The following is a 16,675-nucleotide window of genomic DNA, read 5'->3' on the forward strand; positions in this document are numbered from 1 at the left end:
CATATCGGGTGGATGCTAATTTTTGCGATTAAGGTAATGAAAATAAATGTTTTTATTTATTAGAATGTTGAATATTTGCTGTATTAATAAAGCGTAAAAGTAAGAATGCTTATTAATATACTGTTATATGCACAAGGAAGTCGCTTGGAAACCGAGACATCTATAATTATCCCAAACCACTTACAAGGTAACTGCGGTAGGAACTTACATTGGGATTACTACAAAGTAGATGTAAAGCTTAAAAGCGGAGAAATTGTTAATGATTTATCTGTCCACGCTACTAAAGTTATAGTCCCTGTTGCAGGTGAAAGTAAATCTAAATACAACTTCCAAAGTGAAGATATAGATAATATAAGACCTGCAACCTTAATTAGTAGGTTAAAGACTTCAGTATTTGGGTGGTAATGTATGTTTAAATCCAAAGAGCTCAATTTGCTTCTTGAAGAAGAATTGATAAAAGGTAATCAAATTGCTGAAAATTCTTCTTGGCCACCTAAGTGTGAGTCGCTAATTATTCTTAACAATCGGTTTGCTAAAGAATATGATTGCGGTAATTTAGTTTATCGTGAAATTAAAGACTCACACTATTGGCATGCAGAGTATTCAACAATTGATGACTCAGAATGTTTGGCCTGCAAGTAGAGTGCATATAACAAAAGCTTAAACAAGGACGCAAAAACAGCAGGCTTTGCGCTCCTTCGTCGCTAATTTTAGCCTGCTATTTTCCGCCTGTTAAGGCGGGCGTTAGGTGCTTGAAGGAAAAGGTAAGTATGGAAATTGCTTTTCAGCAGATAAACATTGATGATTTCGAATTGTGCGTAGCTGCGAGAAAAGATGCATACTTTTGTAGTTTTGGGCATTACGATGGTTTCGACGACTTCATCAGTGGTTATCGTGAACGAGTATTAGACCGGCTAGCAACATCAGGATGGTTCTATATCCATATATTTGTGGATGGTCAGTTTGCAGGGCAGTTAGAGTTTCGTAGCTTTTCACCCGAGCCGGAGACTGGCTATGTGCATCTCATTTACTTAAAACCGAATTTTCGTGGTTCAGGACTCGCTGCAAAATTGCAGGATTATATTGTAAGCGTATTGAGTACAGCGGGTTGTTTGCGTGCTGTACTTTTAGTAAGCCGAACTAACCATAGAGCTCTCACATTCTACAAGCGCCATGGTTGGGAGTTCGTGCGCAAGAATCCCAAGCACGATGAAACCGACTTTTACCAACTTTGGCTACGCACCTAACAAATAAGGATATGTGTCGCGTAGCCGACACCTATCCGAAGTGTTGGACAAGCCCAAGCTACCTTATATAAGTAAATATTGGAAATAGCATGAAGGGTGATGCCAAAAAGAATTCGAGCATTATCCTTGGTGTGAACCAATAATATTAATGCCCTTGTTTATAATAAAATCCTCTTTAATTATGAAGCGAGAAAGCTATTATCCTTATTATTGAACGTCGGTTATTTGGGTCGAAATATTCCCGTTAATTGCATGACATGTTGGCAGTAGGGGCAAAAGGGTTGGGCTTTTATACGTATCGTTTTATTCGGTGAGGACGCCCGTTATGCTAACGCTATATAAATGGAGTAAAAAATGGAAGTTGTTGAAGTAAAAGGTTTTGAAATCGAAGGTTTAGTTCTAAGAACTCGCAATGAAATTGAGATGAATCCTGAAACGGCGAATATCCCAAAACATGTTGCATACGTTGACTCGAACTTAGTCATCAACTATCAATCGGGGGCAAGGGCTTATAGTGTCTACTGCAATTACGAGTCAGATGTTGATGGCTACTTTGATGTTTTGATGGGGTCAAACGAAATATCTTCTTCAAATGTTGCGCTGTCATCGGTATCTGTTCTTCCTGGCTCTTACCTTAAGTTTGAATCCGAAGGTGAGTTTCCTGCTGCTGTTATCGCCGCGTGGCAGTCAGTTTGGTCGTACTTTGCTTCTTCTAATTGTGCGCATGAAAGAGCTTATACAACAGATTTTGAGCACTACGAAAGTGCTAGTAAAGTTAGCGTCTACATTGCGCTGAAATAATTGACATAACAAATAGCTAAAGCGTGATTCGCACGCGTGGCACATTTACTATGCGTAACGTTTGGTGGTTACAATGGTTTTATATTGTATCGAGAGTTCAAAGCCTGTCTCTCCGCCAAGTTTTAAAAGAAAAAACCACTAATTAATCAGTGGCTTTTTTATAGTTACTAGATTCTCAACCATCGACTGGTTGAAGAATGTCATTAGTGTGTTGGCTTATTATTTAAGTTTCACCTATCACTTTATCATTCCACATGCTGTTAGATTTTATGAACAACGGTTTCTAATGGCATACGAGATTTAGGTAAGCGAGCGTTAAAATCAGACTCATCATGGTAGCCAATCGCGAGTGCGACAGGGCATGAAAATCCATCTAACTCTTGGCTGAATTCTTTCTCAACACGCTTTACGTCAATACCTTCAAGAGGTGTTGAATCTATTTTTAATCGTGCAAGAACGTGCAGAATATTACCGAAAGCCAGATACAGTTGTGCTTTTGTCCAATTAGCATTGTAGCCACTCGGCTCGGTGTATAAGTCTGCAAAGCTAAATTTGCTCACAGCATCATCTTTTTTCTCTGGTTTAATGCGGCCATCAAGAATATTTTTATCAATCACGGCTTCAAAATCTTCAATCGAATAATGAGGGTTGTGAGTAAATAAAATGATATGACTGGCGTTAGTTGCGTGAGGTTTATTGGCTAAAAACTTAGTCTCAAAGGTATTGCTAAATCGTTGTTTAGCATCATCTGATTCTAAAATAATAAAGCGCCATGGCTGCGAGTTGATTGATGATGCTGATAAGCGTAGTGCTTCTGAAATGATGGCAATATTTTCTGTTGAGATGGTTTTATTAGGATCGTAACTCTTGGTGGTATAACGCCAATTTAAGTCATCTAAAATAGGGCTGTTCATCTTACTTTTGCTCTTATTATTAATTGTCGTATTAATAAAATGGGGCTAGTCAGCACAATTTCAAGGTTTAGGCGGTATGTTGAGGCGAGAGGGGGGAATATGACTATGGCATACATCGCGTACACCATAGTAAATAGTATGGAATTATGCGTCAGGGCAGCAAGCAGTGCAGCCTTGTAGCGCAATGTCATGCTCAAGCTCAATCATGCCATCAGCATTCTTGTTTGCTTTGATTTCTTTTTCAATTTCAACAAGGTCGTCTGGATCTACACCTGTTGTTTGCATTTCTTCTTCTGAATAAGCGAAGGCATTTAACAATAGGTAATACTTAGCTTCATCAACAGAACAGGTGATAGTGGTAACAAGATCATCAGGGTAATCATTGCTCGCTGTAATAATGGTATTTACTTGCGCAAGAACCGCTTCATGCATAGCAGGGGTTAGCCAACCTAAGCTTGCTTCTGCTTTTTGTTGACGGCAATCGAAACAAGGTAAAAGGGCGGTATAAAGATTAAAATTGCTCATGGTGAATCCTAAAAATAGCTCTAGCGATGAAGGTTATATTAGCAACGATCATAAACGTATTTGAACCATGCGTATATTAGGAAATTATCCTATTCACGTCTAATCAATAATGAGGCTTTGAATCAGTATCATGTTTATACTAAAACATAAGTAAGAGATGATGTGATATTGTATGTCAAATCATTGAGATAAAGTTGAAATAAAGGATTTTTGATGAAAAAGCAGGTGTTATTTTCACTGATTGCATTTGGGCTAGTGGGTTGCGCTGGAACGCCATCAAATAGCTACACATTAAAAAATGCAGCGGGTGTATCGTCATGGGAACTATGTAAAAACATTGGCTATCATGAGTTTTTTAATCGCACAGAGAAAGCGGCGGAGCTTAAGCAATATGTGACGGAGCGTGGTGATATTGCGCCAGAGTCTTGTGCGGCGGCGGCACAAAAAGGCAAAGAATTTGCTGAGCAAGAATACCACCGCAACACAGGTTTATAAGTTTGAAACAATAAGCCTAAGCAATGATTGCTCAGGCTTGTTTCTACTTATCTGTTGTGATGATTTGTACTTTCACCAACTGGTTTGGCTTACCTGTCAGTTTCAGGGTATAGCTTCCCCATTCGTGGGTGTTTAAGTGGGTCAGGTATTGTGATGGCTCGGCACATTGCAAGTTAACAATATCTGCGCCTTGAATATCAGCTCCCGCCATCGATACGTGGGTTTTTGGTGTGACACCGACGATAAACTTTTCATTCCATTCTTTGATCGCCAATTGAATATAAGCTTCACCTTGGGAATTTAGTTGGGTGGATAAGCCTAATTCTTTATCTAAAATAAATTCTTGTTGGCTGGCCTCTTCAAGTGTTGAAGCTGTCGCAATGTGTTTTGTTGGCAAGTTACATAGTGGCTGATAACTTTTGGCAAAATAATCATTCCGCCCTTTATGTTCAGGGTTAATGTCGGTGTTTGCGCTTACGGCCATTGATTGGCTTAGTAAGGCGCTTAATGTCATTAACTTAATCGTCTTTTTCATGGTCTTGTTTATGGTCTTCATGACTTCACTTTAAAAGGTGGAAGACAGTTCGGGCTGTCTTTTTTATTTTTTAATGGGACTAACTGGCAAAAAGGATCTTGGTGTTGCTGTGTTGGTAGTCGAGTTATGGCTAAGCTATTGAGAAAGGCAACGAGCGCTTTTTTCTCTTTATTCGATAAACTAAAACCTGAGATCTTGTTGTCTTTATTGAGATGATAACGACCATCTCCTGCATTTTTACCTATCGTCAGTATTCGTCCACCGGCGGCATAATGTTCAATATACTGCTCGAGTGATTGTACGCTGCCATCATGTCCCCAAGGTGCTGTTTCGCTCACATTGATCAATGAAGGGATACGGTATTTTCCGTCGTCAGTTTCTTTATGGCTAAAACTGGCTTTGCCACGTTCATTTTCAGGGTATAAGTATTTGCCATCTTTATTTTTTATGCCGTACAAACCTGTGCTGACATAAAGTGGATCGGCGTTGTTTTTAGGGGTATTTAATAGCTCACCACCATGGCACTGGGAGCATTTTAGGCGATCACTATTGAACAGAGCTAATCCTAGCTGTTGCTCTTTATTTAGCGCATCAGTATCACCGGATAAATAACGGTGATAGGGGGTATCAACACTTTGAATTGTTTCTACATACTTCGCTAATGCGTTAATGACTTTTTGGGTTGTGAAATCTGCTGATTGATAACTGGCTTCAAATAGTGGGGTGTAGATATCAGACGCTTGTTGTAAGCGTTGCAGTAATAACGGCTCTGTCATCCCCATTTCTGTTGGGGCTGTGCCAAATAAAGGTAACAAAATAGCTTGTTCTAATGTCTGTAATCCTTCACGACTTTGCATGAATTGATCATAGTGGGCAACATTGAGTAATGCTGGCGTGTTTAGCGTTGTTGGATTGCCATGGATATCTGGCACTTTGCTAAATCGATTGGTCCAACCTAGATCGACGGCATGACAAAGGGCACAACTGCGATTGCCGAGCTTTGACAAGCGAACATCATTAAATAAATAGCGACCTAAGGTGATCTGAGCTTGCTGCTCACTGGTTGTTGCCAATGCAAAATGAGGAACTAAGACAACAAAAATAAGGCTAAGAAAGGTGAGTAGTGGACGCATTGTCGAGAGTGCTCTTAACAGAATGAGCAAATGATATAAGATACGGAAAAAGAATAGGAATAAATATTGTTTCAAAGTGCGACATTAAAAGATAAAACGAGAAATAACCTTTAATTTTATAACCTTGGGCTATCTCTCGTTTATTACTAATGCTGATGTGTTAGCAACTTAAGCGCCTTCAAAGTGATACAGCATATCGGTGTTGTGGGTCATTTTGGTCAATAAGGTATTGGTTAATTTATTGGTTAATGCCAATGCGTTATCAACTGTTTTTTGTTCAAATTGATTAATTAATGCTTGTGCTTTTTTAGGTTGCGTTTTGTATATCGCAAGGTACTGCTTTTCAAGCTCTTGTTGTTTAACGGCTGTTTGTTGCTCAAATTGTTGATAGGCTTTTTGAACAATGGGTGAGAACTCATTCCAGTTGGTCATGGCAATGGTTTGTAACTTACGGAATTGCCAGTTAGCAGATAGATTGTCTGCTTTATCTGTACCAATCGTTAATGCTTTAGGCACTTCTGTCATGCCTTGATAATAAGGAATATAAACGCTAAGTGCTGTCATCCCATACGCCATGTATTCGGTTTCACCGATAGCGATAGGCAGATTAGGACGAACTTGCAATATGTGTGATTCTTGGGTTCTAAATACAGATATTGGTCGGTATGGTTCTTTCGGATTGCTATTCGCGTATGGGTCGTGTGACGTACCTTGGTAGTGATTTCGTAGCCCTTGTTCAACATCTGCAACCGATAATTTATGGCTTGGTTTTAAAAAGACAGGGAAACTCTCACCTTGCGTTATCTTGGTATTTAAGCCTTTTGTATACATGTGTTGTAACGTCCAAACACGGGGGTAATTGTACGTTTGATCATTCTTGGTATCTTGCGAGTAAGCTTTGTGGAAATTGAAAGCCTCTCCTGTAACTGGAGTATATAAAGCATGTTGTTCGGCAAAGCTAACTAGCGTAGGAGAAGCTAAATAATCGGGATTATGTAGTTTATAGGTAGTTAATCGACCTTGGTTAGCTGAAACGAAATATTTATCAGCTGGGATTTTTTGTGCCATCCATTGGTGACCACTGCCGGTTTCTAAATACCAAATACCGGTTTTATCAACGAAGGCAACGCCAAAGCCTTCAGATGCGCCTTGTTTTTCAATGATCTTACCTAACAGTTCAACGCCTTCTTTGGCTGTTTTTACACGTGGCAAAATGACATTTTCAATCGCATCTTCACCAATACCAGTCTTGGTTACATACGGATCCGCCGCGAGTGCTTGAGTACCGTTATAAATGGTTTCGGTTGCAGACATACCAACCCCAGCAGAGTTAAATCCAGCTTCACCCATACTGGTACCATGGGTGTCAAAATCTGACAATGACGTGTATTCCAGTGCATTTTTTGCTGCAGGGTAAGTAAAGTCATTGGCGTTAGATTTGAAATCAGCTTTTTGTTTTGCTTCAGCGGGGTGGTAGATAAACTGTTTTGCATTAGTGGCTTGATAGTCTTCATTACGTGCGACAATAAAAGATCCATCAGTTGTTGCTTGGTTACCCACTAAAATCGTAGTGCAGGCAAATGCTGGTACACTAATCGCTGAAGTAATAAGTGCGGAAAGTAATGTTATCTTTTTCATTAATTATCGTTAAGTTATAGGCATTGAACGAATATTCTTGCAGTTGAATGAAATATAAAACGTGATATTCGTCATATAATTTTTTTAGCTTGATGCACACTAATATTGCATGGATTGCGGGAGTAAAAATGCGTAATTATTCTGTATGGCGTGATTATGATTTAATTAAACATGACAAATAAAAAGGAGAAAGTAATTAAATACTTTCTCCTTTTTATATGAAGTTGAACTTAAAAAATTATTGTGGTTTTTTTTCTTCGTTTTCACGATGAATATAACCACCTATTTCTTCATCATGATAATTAATCGACATATTGCTTGCGCGAGTTTGCTGGTTAATTTCATAAATTTGAGAAGTATTCATCAAATCGCGTTGGCTTGTGTGAATGTCAACGTTCGTTGAATTTCTTGAGAATTCAACGTCAATAATAATGATTATATCGCGTATGATAAAGATAAACTCATAGGTCTTTTTTGCGTGATAAGAATGCCTATTAATACATTGGCATAAGTGATTAGAAGGGGTTACGTGTTTACAATTAATAAAGCTGATGATTCTGATTTTGAATCGCTATACGATTTGATCTATCAAAATATGTATCAACTACAATCCGAGCTTGGCTTACCTTGGAATGCCGAGGGTATAAAGCGCCATTATAGGGCTAAAGATAATTGGGTAATTAAAAGTGGCGATATTATTGTTGCTGGATTTTCAATTGAAGCTAATGAAAAGTGTTTATTTATACATTCGCTACAAATTACAAAGTCAGAGCAAGGCAGTTTATTAGGCTATCGGGCATTTAAACACATAGTGAAAGAGGCTACATCACTTCGCGTTCCGTACATCAAGTGTTGTGTGTTTAGCAATAATAAGGCTAAAGAAATGTATAGTTTAGTTGGTTTTCAGAAGTTAAGTGAGTCGAAAGGAATATTGGAGCTTCAGCTTGATTTGAATGACAGGAGTAATCTATTTTTGCGTAGGTTGAGAACAGAAAAAATTGTTTAAGAGGGATTAACAACGCATAGCATTTTCACTATGCGCGGCTTTGGTATTTCGTTGCTCACATCTAAGCGGGCGTTATACGATCAAGGAGAGAAGATAAATGAAGCCTGATTTACAAGGAAATAGAATTGTTTTAAGGTCAATTCAACCGAATGATTCTGATGATTTGTTTGAAATTTATGGCGATATTCAAACAATGGAATTTGCTTCAGACCCCGTTTTCACATCAAAAGATCTGATAGTTCAGATGCTAGAAAGCGTCGTCCGGCTAGAGAAGTCAGGTGAATCATTGGAATGGGCGGTTATGGAGCAAACGACAAACAAAGTTATTGGAACCTGCGGCTTACATAGCTTTAGTGATAAAGGTGATTCTTGTGAGGTCGGATGCTTACTAAATTCATCGTACTGGCGACAAGGGTATATGTCGGAAGCTCTTAGTTTATTATTTTTTCATGCTAAATCTTTGGGCATTGAAAAATTGTATGCGGATATTGATGAGGGTAACTTTCGGTCTAAAGCTTTGTTTAACAAATTAGGTTTCAAAGCTAAAAATGGGCAGTTTAAGCGTTTGTTGTGATGCATCGTAACCAAAATGTTCAATGAGGAATCGTAACGCGTGGCATTTTTACTTTGGTTGAATTTATGAATCACTTGATCCCAAACTCACTTTTCCTCAGTGACAAAATCACAATTAATGAATGTACTAACAACGTGTAAGATTGATAAGATCTAACGGTTAAAGGTGTAAAAAACCGCTTGCTCAAAGCTAATTATCAGCAAGGAGATTTTTGTCTGTACGATATTTATCAATATGGACTCAGCGATTAAGCATAACCACGATCGCGATAATTGTAATGAGAGCAATGACATTGAGTACGCTATATAAGATAGTTTTAGGCATACTAAAAGTCAGGTGGTTAAAGTCGTATTTTGTTCCAATAGAGGTAACAGCAAGAGGGAGTATAACCAGTAAGCCGAACAGCCAACGAATATTGTTAGTCATTAAATAACCAACCTGAACTTCTGCAATAATAAAACCAATTACGGCTAATACTAATGTCGTGATAGATACGGCGAACGTACGATTGTATGAGTCCATTAATTCCGCGAATGCTTTATATTCTTCATCAGTAAAATTAGGTTGATTAGCCATATTGTCGCTACACCTGTAGGTAATATCTTTAAATAAGTGGCAGTGATTATAACGGATAATGACACCAAGATAAAAAGGACAATTGCCTGTGTATACAGCTAGCCATGAAGAAATGGCGAAATATATTATTAATTTTATTAGAAAATTTAGAATGTTTTAGAAAACATATAGCGATGTTCGGATGAATATATCTGCTTTTCTGTATAGAATTACACCGTATGCAGTGCATAGAGTTGAGTGGTTCTTAAAGGGGAAAGTGATGCGAATAATGGGATCAGAACGATCGGTAGCGGGATTATATTTAATAGCGTTATTTTTTAGTTTTATGTTGTTTGGCACCGCTTACGCTAATCAAGAGAAAGATCCCATTCGTCAGCCACCCATGGTGGAAGTGATTGGTAATGGCCCTTTAGTTCCGCAATCTCACCACCAATCAATTCCAATTAACTTTATGAATCTTGATAAAGTTGATGTTGAAATTTTACATATAACTGATCCCGACACCTTTTTAAATGACAGTTACCTGTTAGATAACCTAAGCCCTTATGGTTTAGAGCGTTTACAACACGCTTATGAAAGTGTTTATGCTGATCGTTTTACACTGCCACCAAGCAAGTTAAATCAACAAACTGCAGCACGTATCCCTCTTTCACATCATTTGCCGTCAGGTTGGTATGTTGTGGTGTTAAAGGCACCTGGCGCGTTTGATGAGCTAAAAGTCAAACATGTGTTATTGACTGATATTGGCATTCAAGCACGGTTAAATACCCATCAAGCGAGTTTTTCTGTGTCACGTTTATCAACGGGTGACGCTGTTACTTCAGGTAGCGTTGATATTTATCGCGATCATAAACTGTTTAGAACAGTACCCATCGACCATAAAGGTGAAGCTAACTTTGATATTGTGGCGAAAAACACCGATATCGTTATTGCTCGTACCAATAAAACAACAGCAGAACGCCAACTCGCTCCTTCATTACAACATAAGTCACAACAAGAGATCGGTATTTTACCTCTGCGTGAAGCGCCCTTAGATTTATCGGATAGCAAAGTAGGAGGGCGAGCTTATCAACCTTATGAAGCGTTTATTTACAGCAACCGTGATTTGGTTAAGCCGGGTGAATCATTACCGTTAAATATTTTGCTGCGTGATCAAGACGGTCTGGCGATTAAAGATCAGCCGATCACATTAACGGTATTAGATCCACGTAATGATGTTGTGTTATCTGAGCAACTCTCTCCGCAAGCAGCGAGTTTTTATTCTAAGCAACTGAACACGACATCTAGTTGGCGTACGGGGCGCTATACCGTTGAAGTAAGGCTCGATCCTGAAGCGCAAAAGCCGATCAGCCAATATTTTTTCGAATTGGAAGAGTTTGTTCCTGAGCGAATGGATTTAACCTTTTCCGATCCTGCAAAGCTTGTTATGGCGGGCAGTCAAACCAAGGTTGAACTAAATGGGCGCTATCTATTTGGTAGCCCAGCGGCAGGTAATAAAGTTACTGCCGAGGTTATGTATAACTCAACGTCGAGCTTTAGCGGTAAATACAGTGATTATCGAGTCGGTAAGCGATTTTCATTGGCTAGCCGTTATCAGCAATTAGATAAGCAAACATTATCAGCAGAAGGGAAAGCAGAGATAGTTTTACCGACACCTTCTGCTGCTAAAATTCAATCACCAGTTAATGCGGTCGTTAATTTCAGTTTATTAGAAACGGGTGGGGCCGCTGTACAACGGGATTTACGTTACACGGTGTGGAAAGATAGTCCAATAGCTGGAGTAAAGCCGCTGCAAAAAAGTGTCGGTTATGATGCTAATCCTCAATTTGATATCGCACTATTAAGCCATGATGGTCAACATCGTCTTGCTGGTAATTTGACCGTAAAAGTGGATTACGATCAGGGGCCTTATTATTGGTTATATGAGCAAGGTGTTGGTTGGCAGCGTAAGAAACAAGCGCGTTGGAAAGCGATCTCTTCGCAAACGATTCATGTTGAAGCAGGAAAAAGTCATCGATTAGCTTTTGCGACTAAATGGGGTCAGTACCGCATTACAGTGACTGATCAAGCAAGTAAAACCGTTACTGAATATCAATTCTATGCAGGTTGGTATGATGGTTATCAGCAAATAAAAGCTAAGCCTGAACATCTTGATATTGCTTTTGATCAATCACGTTATCACGTAGGTGAAAATATCCGTTCAGCGATCACCGCACCAATTGCAGGTAGCATATTAGTGACGCTAGAAACAGATAAAGTGATTTGGTCGCAGCGCACTAAGATAACGAAAGGCAAACAAGATATTGAGATCCCACTGCCACAGGGGTTAAATCGTCACGATATTTATTTAACTGCCACGTTAACAGGTAATGTTGATAATGCGCCGAAACGTTATTTTGGCATTAAGCCAGTTAAGCTTAATCGTGAGGCGCGAAAACTCTCAATCAAAGCGACAATGCCGCCAATTATTCGTCCGTTAACGACCTTAGATATCCCAATTACTGTTGCTGGTATTGAGAAGCAACAAAATGATAATACTTGGGTAACGGTTTCGCTGGTGGATAAAGGCATTATTAACCTCAGCCGTTTTAAACCACAAGATCCGTTTAACTACTTCTTTGCACAGCGTCGTTATAGCGCGGATGTGGTTGATCTGTATTCACGTCTTTATGATTTGCGTCCCAATCCCTTTGCTCAATCTCGTTTCGGCAGCGATAGCGTTACGCGTACTGATAATAAAAACGACGATCTCGTTGAAAGTAAAACCGTTATTTTGATGTCCAAATCGATAAAGGTTAACAACGGCAAGGCGAACGTGAAATTAGCTATCCCTGATTACAATGGTGAAGGGCAGTTAATTATTACGACATTTAACGATTCGCAAGTGGGTCGAAGTGTATCAAGTAATAAAATTGCAGCTCCCGTTGTCGCTGAATTAAGTATTCCTCGTTTTCTCGTAGCGGGAGACAAATCGAGTGTTACGGTAGATATTCACAATATTAGTGGAACAGCGCAGACGTTATCACTGGCATTGAGCGCTAACAAAGGCGTGAACTTAGCGATTTCACTACTGCCTGCTAAGGTGACATTACAAGATGGCGAGCATATAAGTTACAACGTCCCGTTTACGGTTGACTCACCAATAGTTGTTAACCGTGCAGAGTTCAAACTGCAAGCACACTCGCTGTCACAAAACAGCAACAATCAGATCCATATTGATCGTTCATGGACAACACCGATCAAGTCAGTAATGCCGTGGGTTTATAAGATGCATTCGGATCTGTTAGAGCCGCAACAAAAGCTGACAGTGACATCATCATTGTGGCAAGGGCTTGATACGATTCCAGATCAATTAGGCTTTGCTTATATCAGCCAAACACCGATGCTAAGCGTGATAGAGCAAGCAAGAGATCTTTATCAATATCCGTATGGCTGTGCAGAGCAAATAACCAGTAAAGCATTACCGTATTTATATGATTTACCAGAATTAACCCGCTTTAAAAAAGCCGCGTTTGAGCAGCGATTGAAAGCGCAAGGAAAAGCACCGAATGCTGAAGCGATGCCATCTGATAGGGATATGATTTATCAAGCGATAATGAACTTGAAACCAATGCAAACATCACAAGGTGGTTTTTCGTTATGGCCAAGTGATGGCTATAGCAGTCGTGTTAACGATCAGCCTTGGTTAACTGTTTATGTGACGGACTTTTTGCTACGTGCTGATAAAAAATTTCCAAATATAGTACCGAAAGCCATGCTGAAACGAGCGCAAGACGAGATCCTCGAATATGTGAAGAACCCAACACGCATGAAGCAATGGGCGTATAACCAACAAAATGCGGATAGTGCATTAACCTATGCGGCATATGTGTTGTCTCAACAAGGACTGCTCCAGTGGAGCGATATTGATAATTTAGGTCTTAAACTCTTCCCATCTGGACTAAGTGAATTACAGCTTGCGGCAAGTTATGCCAATGTGGGCGATAGTGATAAGGCATTAGCACTGTTAAATAATTACCATACGGTTAAACGTTACAGCAGCTATTTTCAAGATTATGGATCTAACCTGCGTGATAGCGCCTTGTCTGTATTGATTTTGCAGCAACTAAAGTCGAATAGTATTTTGGCTCATAAAGCGGCGGAAATTCAAAAGCAGTTGTTAGAACAACTTGTTGCAGAGTCGGGCGATAAATTGTGGTTGAGCACCCAAGAGCGCGGTGCATTGTTACAAGCTGCGATATTGACCCAAACATTGAATAAAGATCAGCCGTTTGATGTGACAATTAATGGTCATGATCAGCAACATACGGGTCCATTTTCAGTACCATTAACGGAAGGATTAACAATTACCAACCATAATACCAAGCCGCTGTACGTTAAGTTACAGGGTGAGGGATACCAGCAACGCAATAAAGCGGTATCAAATAGTGATAATCCGTTGAATACATTGAAAGTGAATACGCTTTCACGCTCTGTTTATCAATTAGACGGCAAGCCATTTACTGGAAATACAGTAAAAGTTGGTCAGCGGTTATTGGTTGTATTGAATGTTAATCTCAACCAGCGAGTTAATGAAGGGTTACTGTCTAAGATGATCCCAGCAGGTTTTGTGTTAGAAAACCCTGCACTTAATCAAGGGCTTGATGTAGCAGCATTAGCACCCAAAGGTGTGACATTAAGTTCACCAGAGCATAGTGAATATCGTAATGACCGTTATGTAATTTCTCAGTCATTTGATAAGGATAAAACCTATTCATTTGCGTATTTACTTCGTGCTGAAGTACCGGGAACCTTTACTATTCCGCCAATTTACATGGAGTCGATGTACCAGCCATCACAACATGCTGTGTACTGGCCTAAGCAAGACATGGTAACCATTGAAAAGTAATTATTTTGCGCAACAGCCTGCATCACGTTATAAAACGTGGATGCGGGCTTGTTGTATAACCATTGTATTATTAGCTACTTGTGGTGTGGTGCTGAATTACGTATTTCCATTACCGCCACTTTATCCGAATGGCTCTGCGGTTGTTATTAAAAGCCAAGAGGGAGAGGTACTGCGAGCATTTGCAGATATGCAAGGGGTGCGTCGAACGCAACTAACATCACCGGATCAAGTTGATCCTTTTTATCGACAAGCGTTATTAACCTATGAAGATCGATGGTTCTATTTCCATCCCGGGTTTAACCCTTTTTCGATCTTTCGGGCTGCATGGCAATGGGGGGTTAATGGGCATGTGGTCTCTGGTGGCTCAACATTAACCATGCAAGTTGCCCGTTTAATCTCACCGCATTCACGTTCGTTATCAGGCAAACTAACCCAGTTATTTCGAGCGCTTCAATTAGAGTGGTTTTTTAGTAAAGAGCAGATCTTAACCTTATATTTAAATCTTGCCCCGTTTGGCGGCAATATCGAAGGGGTTGAGGCTGCGGCGCAACGTTACTTTGGAAAGTCTGCGCAATTGCTCACAAAGTCAGAAGCGGCATTACTGGTGGTATTACCGCAAAAACCATCGTTATATCGCCCAGACCGTTTCCCTGAACGTGCAAAAGCGATGCGTAATAAAGTGCTTGAACGATTAGTGCGTTATAACAAGCTCGATCAATACAGTGCGAACTTTTTGCAACAGGAACCTGTCGTTGTTGCCCCTTATTTTCAACCACTGCAAGCGCCATTATTGAGCCGTATGCTACAGCAAGGTTATCCGCACCAAGCGGTGATTCAAACCACTATTCGAGCGGATATTCAAAAGCGAATTCAGCGACTGCTCACGACGGTTTCTCAACGCTTACCAGCTAAAAACTCTGCGGCTATCGTTGTGGTTGATAATGCGTCTGCCAGTGTTATTGCCTATCAAGGCTCGGCGGATTTTAATGATGTTAGCCGATTTTCTTATGTTGATATGGTGCAAGCGGTTCGATCACCAGGTTCAACGTTAAAACCATTCATTTATGGTACGGCTCTTGATCTTGGGATCATTCATTCTCAAAGTTTACTCAGTGATATTCCGTCATCGTTTTCAGGCTATAAGCCACAAAACTTAAATGGCAAATTTCAAGGCGCAGTGAGTATGAGTGAAGCATTAAAGCAGTCACTGAACATTCCTTTAATACAAGTTTTTAATAAAGAAACACCAGAGGTTTTTGATCAAAAACTGCAACAAGCTGGGATTCAATTACAGCATAAAAAATCAAATTTAGCGGTGGGATTAGGCGGGACAGGAACCAATTTAATTACACTGGCAGCTATGTACCGAACACTGGCAACGAATGGGCAATATCAGCCTTTACAACTGCTACAAAATGCCAAATCCGTTGTGAGTAAACCGCTCCTTTCACCGGCTTCAAGTTGGATTATTTTTAAAACACTGAGTGAAATAAGCGCGCCAGATAGAGTCGTACCATCGATAAGACGTCAAATTGCTTGGAAAACAGGAACCAGCTATGGTTATCGTGATTTTTGGTCGATAGGCGTTAGCCCAGATTTTACAGTTGGCGTGTGGATAGGTCGTCCAGACTCTAGCCCTGTTGTGGGTTATTTAGGCGCGACACAAGCCGCACCTATTATGTTTGATGCCTTTGATCAGTTACCCCGCGATCAACACCAACGAATAAAACCTAAAGACGTTGTGACAAAGACCATTTGTTGGCCGAGTGGGCGTGATAAGCAAATTACGCCTCGTGCACAATGTGTTTCGCAAAGAAAAGCCTATACCGTAAGAGGAATTACGCCACCCACGTTGGAAACTGATGGACGTTTTTTACTTCCAAGTTTGGATACGGCTCAAACAACGTGGCCGAAACGTCTAGCAAATTGGCAACAACAACGAGGAGGTATTGCAACGCCTAAAGGACAAGGTGAGCTAGAGAAAAGGAACGCACGAGTTGTGCCGTATATTAAGCAAATAGTGACAGGACAGCATTACTATAAAGATCAATTAGACGTATTACCGCTACAAACGCTAGATGAAAACGTAAAGGTTGATTGGTATGTTAATAACCAACCATTTACTGGTAATGAAATTAAATTAGTGGATTACTCGGGTAAGGTGCGTATCACTGCTTGTATTAATGGAGTATGTGATAAACGTGAAATTGTTGTTCATCCGTAATCGAAAGCGTCAAGAAAACAGTGTTTATCACGTGGTGTTTTTGACGGTTGATCTAATAATAAATTATTACAAATCAAATAGATAAATTAATTCTAAATTGTATTGTTATTGTTTATATT

General features: G+C 39.8%; 16 protein-coding genes. 9 read left to right on the plus strand and 7 right to left on the minus strand.

Going from position 1 to position 16,675, the window contains the following annotated elements:
- The first annotated feature begins 144 nt into the window (after nt 1-144).
- From C9J41_RS15140 to C9J41_RS15155, 4 genes are all read left to right on the plus strand, one after another.
- A complete protein-coding gene (locus C9J41_RS15140) occupies nt 145-405 on the plus strand; it encodes a hypothetical protein (RefSeq protein WP_146144053.1) in 261 nt (86 codons plus the stop codon).
- A 3-nt stretch (nt 406-408) separates the two neighbouring features.
- Complete coding sequence (locus tag C9J41_RS15145; protein ID WP_107205819.1) at nt 409-642, plus strand: hypothetical protein; 234 nt, start codon at nt 409-411, stop codon at nt 640-642.
- A 128-nt stretch (nt 643-770) separates the two neighbouring features.
- The gene (locus tag C9J41_RS15150) at nt 771-1,247 is read left to right on the plus strand and encodes an N-acetyltransferase (protein WP_107205820.1); all 477 of its coding nucleotides are present in this window, start codon (nt 771-773) and stop codon (nt 1,245-1,247) included.
- A gap of 354 nt (nt 1,248-1,601) precedes the next feature.
- On the plus strand, nt 1,602-2,048 hold the full coding sequence (locus C9J41_RS15155; RefSeq protein WP_107205821.1) for a GyrI-like domain-containing protein: 447 nt from the start codon (nt 1,602-1,604) through the stop codon (nt 2,046-2,048).
- A gap of 260 nt (nt 2,049-2,308) precedes the next feature.
- Here C9J41_RS15155 and C9J41_RS15160 read toward each other — a convergent pair whose 3' ends face one another.
- Both C9J41_RS15160 and C9J41_RS15165 read right to left on the minus strand, forming a co-directional pair.
- Entirely contained in the window at nt 2,309-2,962 is a 654-nt protein-coding gene (locus C9J41_RS15160; protein ID WP_107205822.1) for a nitroreductase family protein, read from the minus strand.
- A 144-nt stretch (nt 2,963-3,106) separates the two neighbouring features.
- Complete coding sequence (locus C9J41_RS15165) at nt 3,107-3,487, minus strand: hypothetical protein (RefSeq protein ID WP_005367304.1); 381 nt, start codon at nt 3,485-3,487, stop codon at nt 3,107-3,109.
- Nucleotides 3,488-3,700: 213 nt separating this feature from the next.
- Here C9J41_RS15165 and C9J41_RS15170 point away from each other — a divergent pair, with 213 nt between their 5' ends.
- On the plus strand, nt 3,701-3,982 hold the full coding sequence (locus C9J41_RS15170; RefSeq protein ID WP_005367305.1) for a hypothetical protein: 282 nt from the start codon (nt 3,701-3,703) through the stop codon (nt 3,980-3,982).
- A gap of 43 nt (nt 3,983-4,025) precedes the next feature.
- On the opposite strand, the gene C9J41_RS15175 is transcribed toward C9J41_RS15170, so the two are convergent.
- From C9J41_RS15175 to C9J41_RS22120, 4 genes are all read right to left on the minus strand, one after another.
- Entirely contained in the window at nt 4,026-4,538 is a 513-nt protein-coding gene (locus tag C9J41_RS15175) for a hypothetical protein (RefSeq protein ID WP_107205823.1), read from the minus strand.
- Nucleotides 4,535-5,650, minus strand: coding sequence for a cytochrome-c peroxidase (locus tag C9J41_RS15180; RefSeq protein ID WP_107292870.1), 1,116 nt, complete (start codon nt 5,648-5,650; stop codon nt 4,535-4,537). Before C9J41_RS15180 ends, C9J41_RS15175 begins: the two co-directional genes overlap by 4 nt.
- A 168-nt stretch (nt 5,651-5,818) precedes the next feature.
- Nucleotides 5,819-7,288 carry a C69 family dipeptidase gene (locus C9J41_RS15185; RefSeq protein WP_107205825.1) on the minus strand — a complete coding sequence of 490 codons (1,470 nt, stop codon included), beginning with the start codon at nt 7,286-7,288 and terminating at the stop codon, nt 5,819-5,821.
- Between the two features lie 238 nt (nt 7,289-7,526).
- A complete protein-coding gene (locus C9J41_RS22120; protein ID WP_255418319.1) occupies nt 7,527-7,652 on the minus strand; it encodes a hypothetical protein in 126 nt (41 codons plus the stop codon).
- A gap of 165 nt (nt 7,653-7,817) precedes the next feature.
- Between C9J41_RS22120 and C9J41_RS15190 the strand changes: the two genes are divergently transcribed.
- The gene (locus tag C9J41_RS15190; RefSeq protein ID WP_107245370.1) at nt 7,818-8,294 is read left to right on the plus strand and encodes a GNAT family N-acetyltransferase; all 477 of its coding nucleotides are present in this window, start codon (nt 7,818-7,820) and stop codon (nt 8,292-8,294) included.
- Between the two features lie 97 nt (nt 8,295-8,391).
- Nucleotides 8,392-8,868 carry a GNAT family N-acetyltransferase gene (locus C9J41_RS15195; protein ID WP_107294736.1) on the plus strand — a complete coding sequence of 159 codons (477 nt, stop codon included), beginning with the start codon at nt 8,392-8,394 and terminating at the stop codon, nt 8,866-8,868.
- A gap of 240 nt (nt 8,869-9,108) precedes the next feature.
- On the opposite strand, the gene C9J41_RS15200 is transcribed toward C9J41_RS15195, so the two are convergent.
- Nucleotides 9,109-9,444: a hypothetical protein gene (locus C9J41_RS15200; RefSeq protein ID WP_107294737.1), complete on the minus strand. Its 336-nt coding sequence runs from the start codon at nt 9,442-9,444 to the stop codon at nt 9,109-9,111.
- 259 nt (nt 9,445-9,703) lie between these two features.
- Here C9J41_RS15200 and C9J41_RS15205 point away from each other — a divergent pair, with 259 nt between their 5' ends.
- Nucleotides 9,704-14,332, plus strand: a complete 4,629-nt coding sequence (locus C9J41_RS15205; RefSeq protein WP_107294738.1) for an alpha-2-macroglobulin — start codon at nt 9,704-9,706, stop codon at nt 14,330-14,332.
- Nucleotides 14,322-16,556 (plus strand): penicillin-binding protein 1C, encoded by a 2,235-nt coding sequence (pbpC, locus tag C9J41_RS15210; protein ID WP_107294739.1) that lies wholly within the window; start codon nt 14,322-14,324, stop codon nt 16,554-16,556. The genes C9J41_RS15205 and pbpC overlap by 11 nt, the downstream gene beginning before the upstream one ends.
- Nucleotides 16,557-16,675 lie beyond the last annotated feature (119 nt).

The sequence above is a fragment of the Photobacterium sp. GB-50 genome (genome assembly GCF_003026755.1).
Lineage (GTDB): Bacteria > Pseudomonadota > Gammaproteobacteria > Enterobacterales > Vibrionaceae > Photobacterium.

Excerpts from the sequence above, each read along its gene's own strand:
- C9J41_RS15160 (WP_107205822.1), bottom strand. The coding sequence starts at position 2,962 with ATGAACAGCCCTATTTTAGATGACTTAAATTGGCGTTATACCACCAAG.
- C9J41_RS15180 (WP_107292870.1), bottom strand. The coding sequence starts at position 5,650 with ATGCGTCCACTACTCACCTTTCTTAGCCTTATTTTTGTTGTCTTAGTT.
- C9J41_RS15185 (WP_107205825.1), bottom strand. The coding sequence starts at position 7,288 with ATGAAAAAGATAACATTACTTTCCGCACTTATTACTTCAGCGATTAGT.
- C9J41_RS15170 (WP_005367305.1), top strand. The coding sequence starts at position 3,701 with ATGAAAAAGCAGGTGTTATTTTCACTGATTGCATTTGGGCTAGTGGGT.
- C9J41_RS15195 (WP_107294736.1), top strand. The coding sequence starts at position 8,392 with ATGAAGCCTGATTTACAAGGAAATAGAATTGTTTTAAGGTCAATTCAA.
- C9J41_RS15200 (WP_107294737.1), bottom strand. The coding sequence starts at position 9,444 with ATGGCTAATCAACCTAATTTTACTGATGAAGAATATAAAGCATTCGCG.
- C9J41_RS15150 (WP_107205820.1), top strand. The coding sequence starts at position 771 with ATGGAAATTGCTTTTCAGCAGATAAACATTGATGATTTCGAATTGTGC.
- C9J41_RS15145 (WP_107205819.1), top strand. The coding sequence starts at position 409 with ATGTTTAAATCCAAAGAGCTCAATTTGCTTCTTGAAGAAGAATTGATA.
- C9J41_RS22120 (WP_255418319.1), bottom strand. The coding sequence starts at position 7,652 with ATGAATACTTCTCAAATTTATGAAATTAACCAGCAAACTCGCGCAAGC.
- C9J41_RS15155 (WP_107205821.1), top strand. The coding sequence starts at position 1,602 with ATGGAAGTTGTTGAAGTAAAAGGTTTTGAAATCGAAGGTTTAGTTCTA.
- C9J41_RS15165 (WP_005367304.1), bottom strand. The coding sequence starts at position 3,487 with ATGAGCAATTTTAATCTTTATACCGCCCTTTTACCTTGTTTCGATTGC.
- C9J41_RS15175 (WP_107205823.1), bottom strand. The coding sequence starts at position 4,538 with ATGAAGACCATAAACAAGACCATGAAAAAGACGATTAAGTTAATGACA.
- C9J41_RS15205 (WP_107294738.1), top strand. The coding sequence starts at position 9,704 with ATGCGAATAATGGGATCAGAACGATCGGTAGCGGGATTATATTTAATA.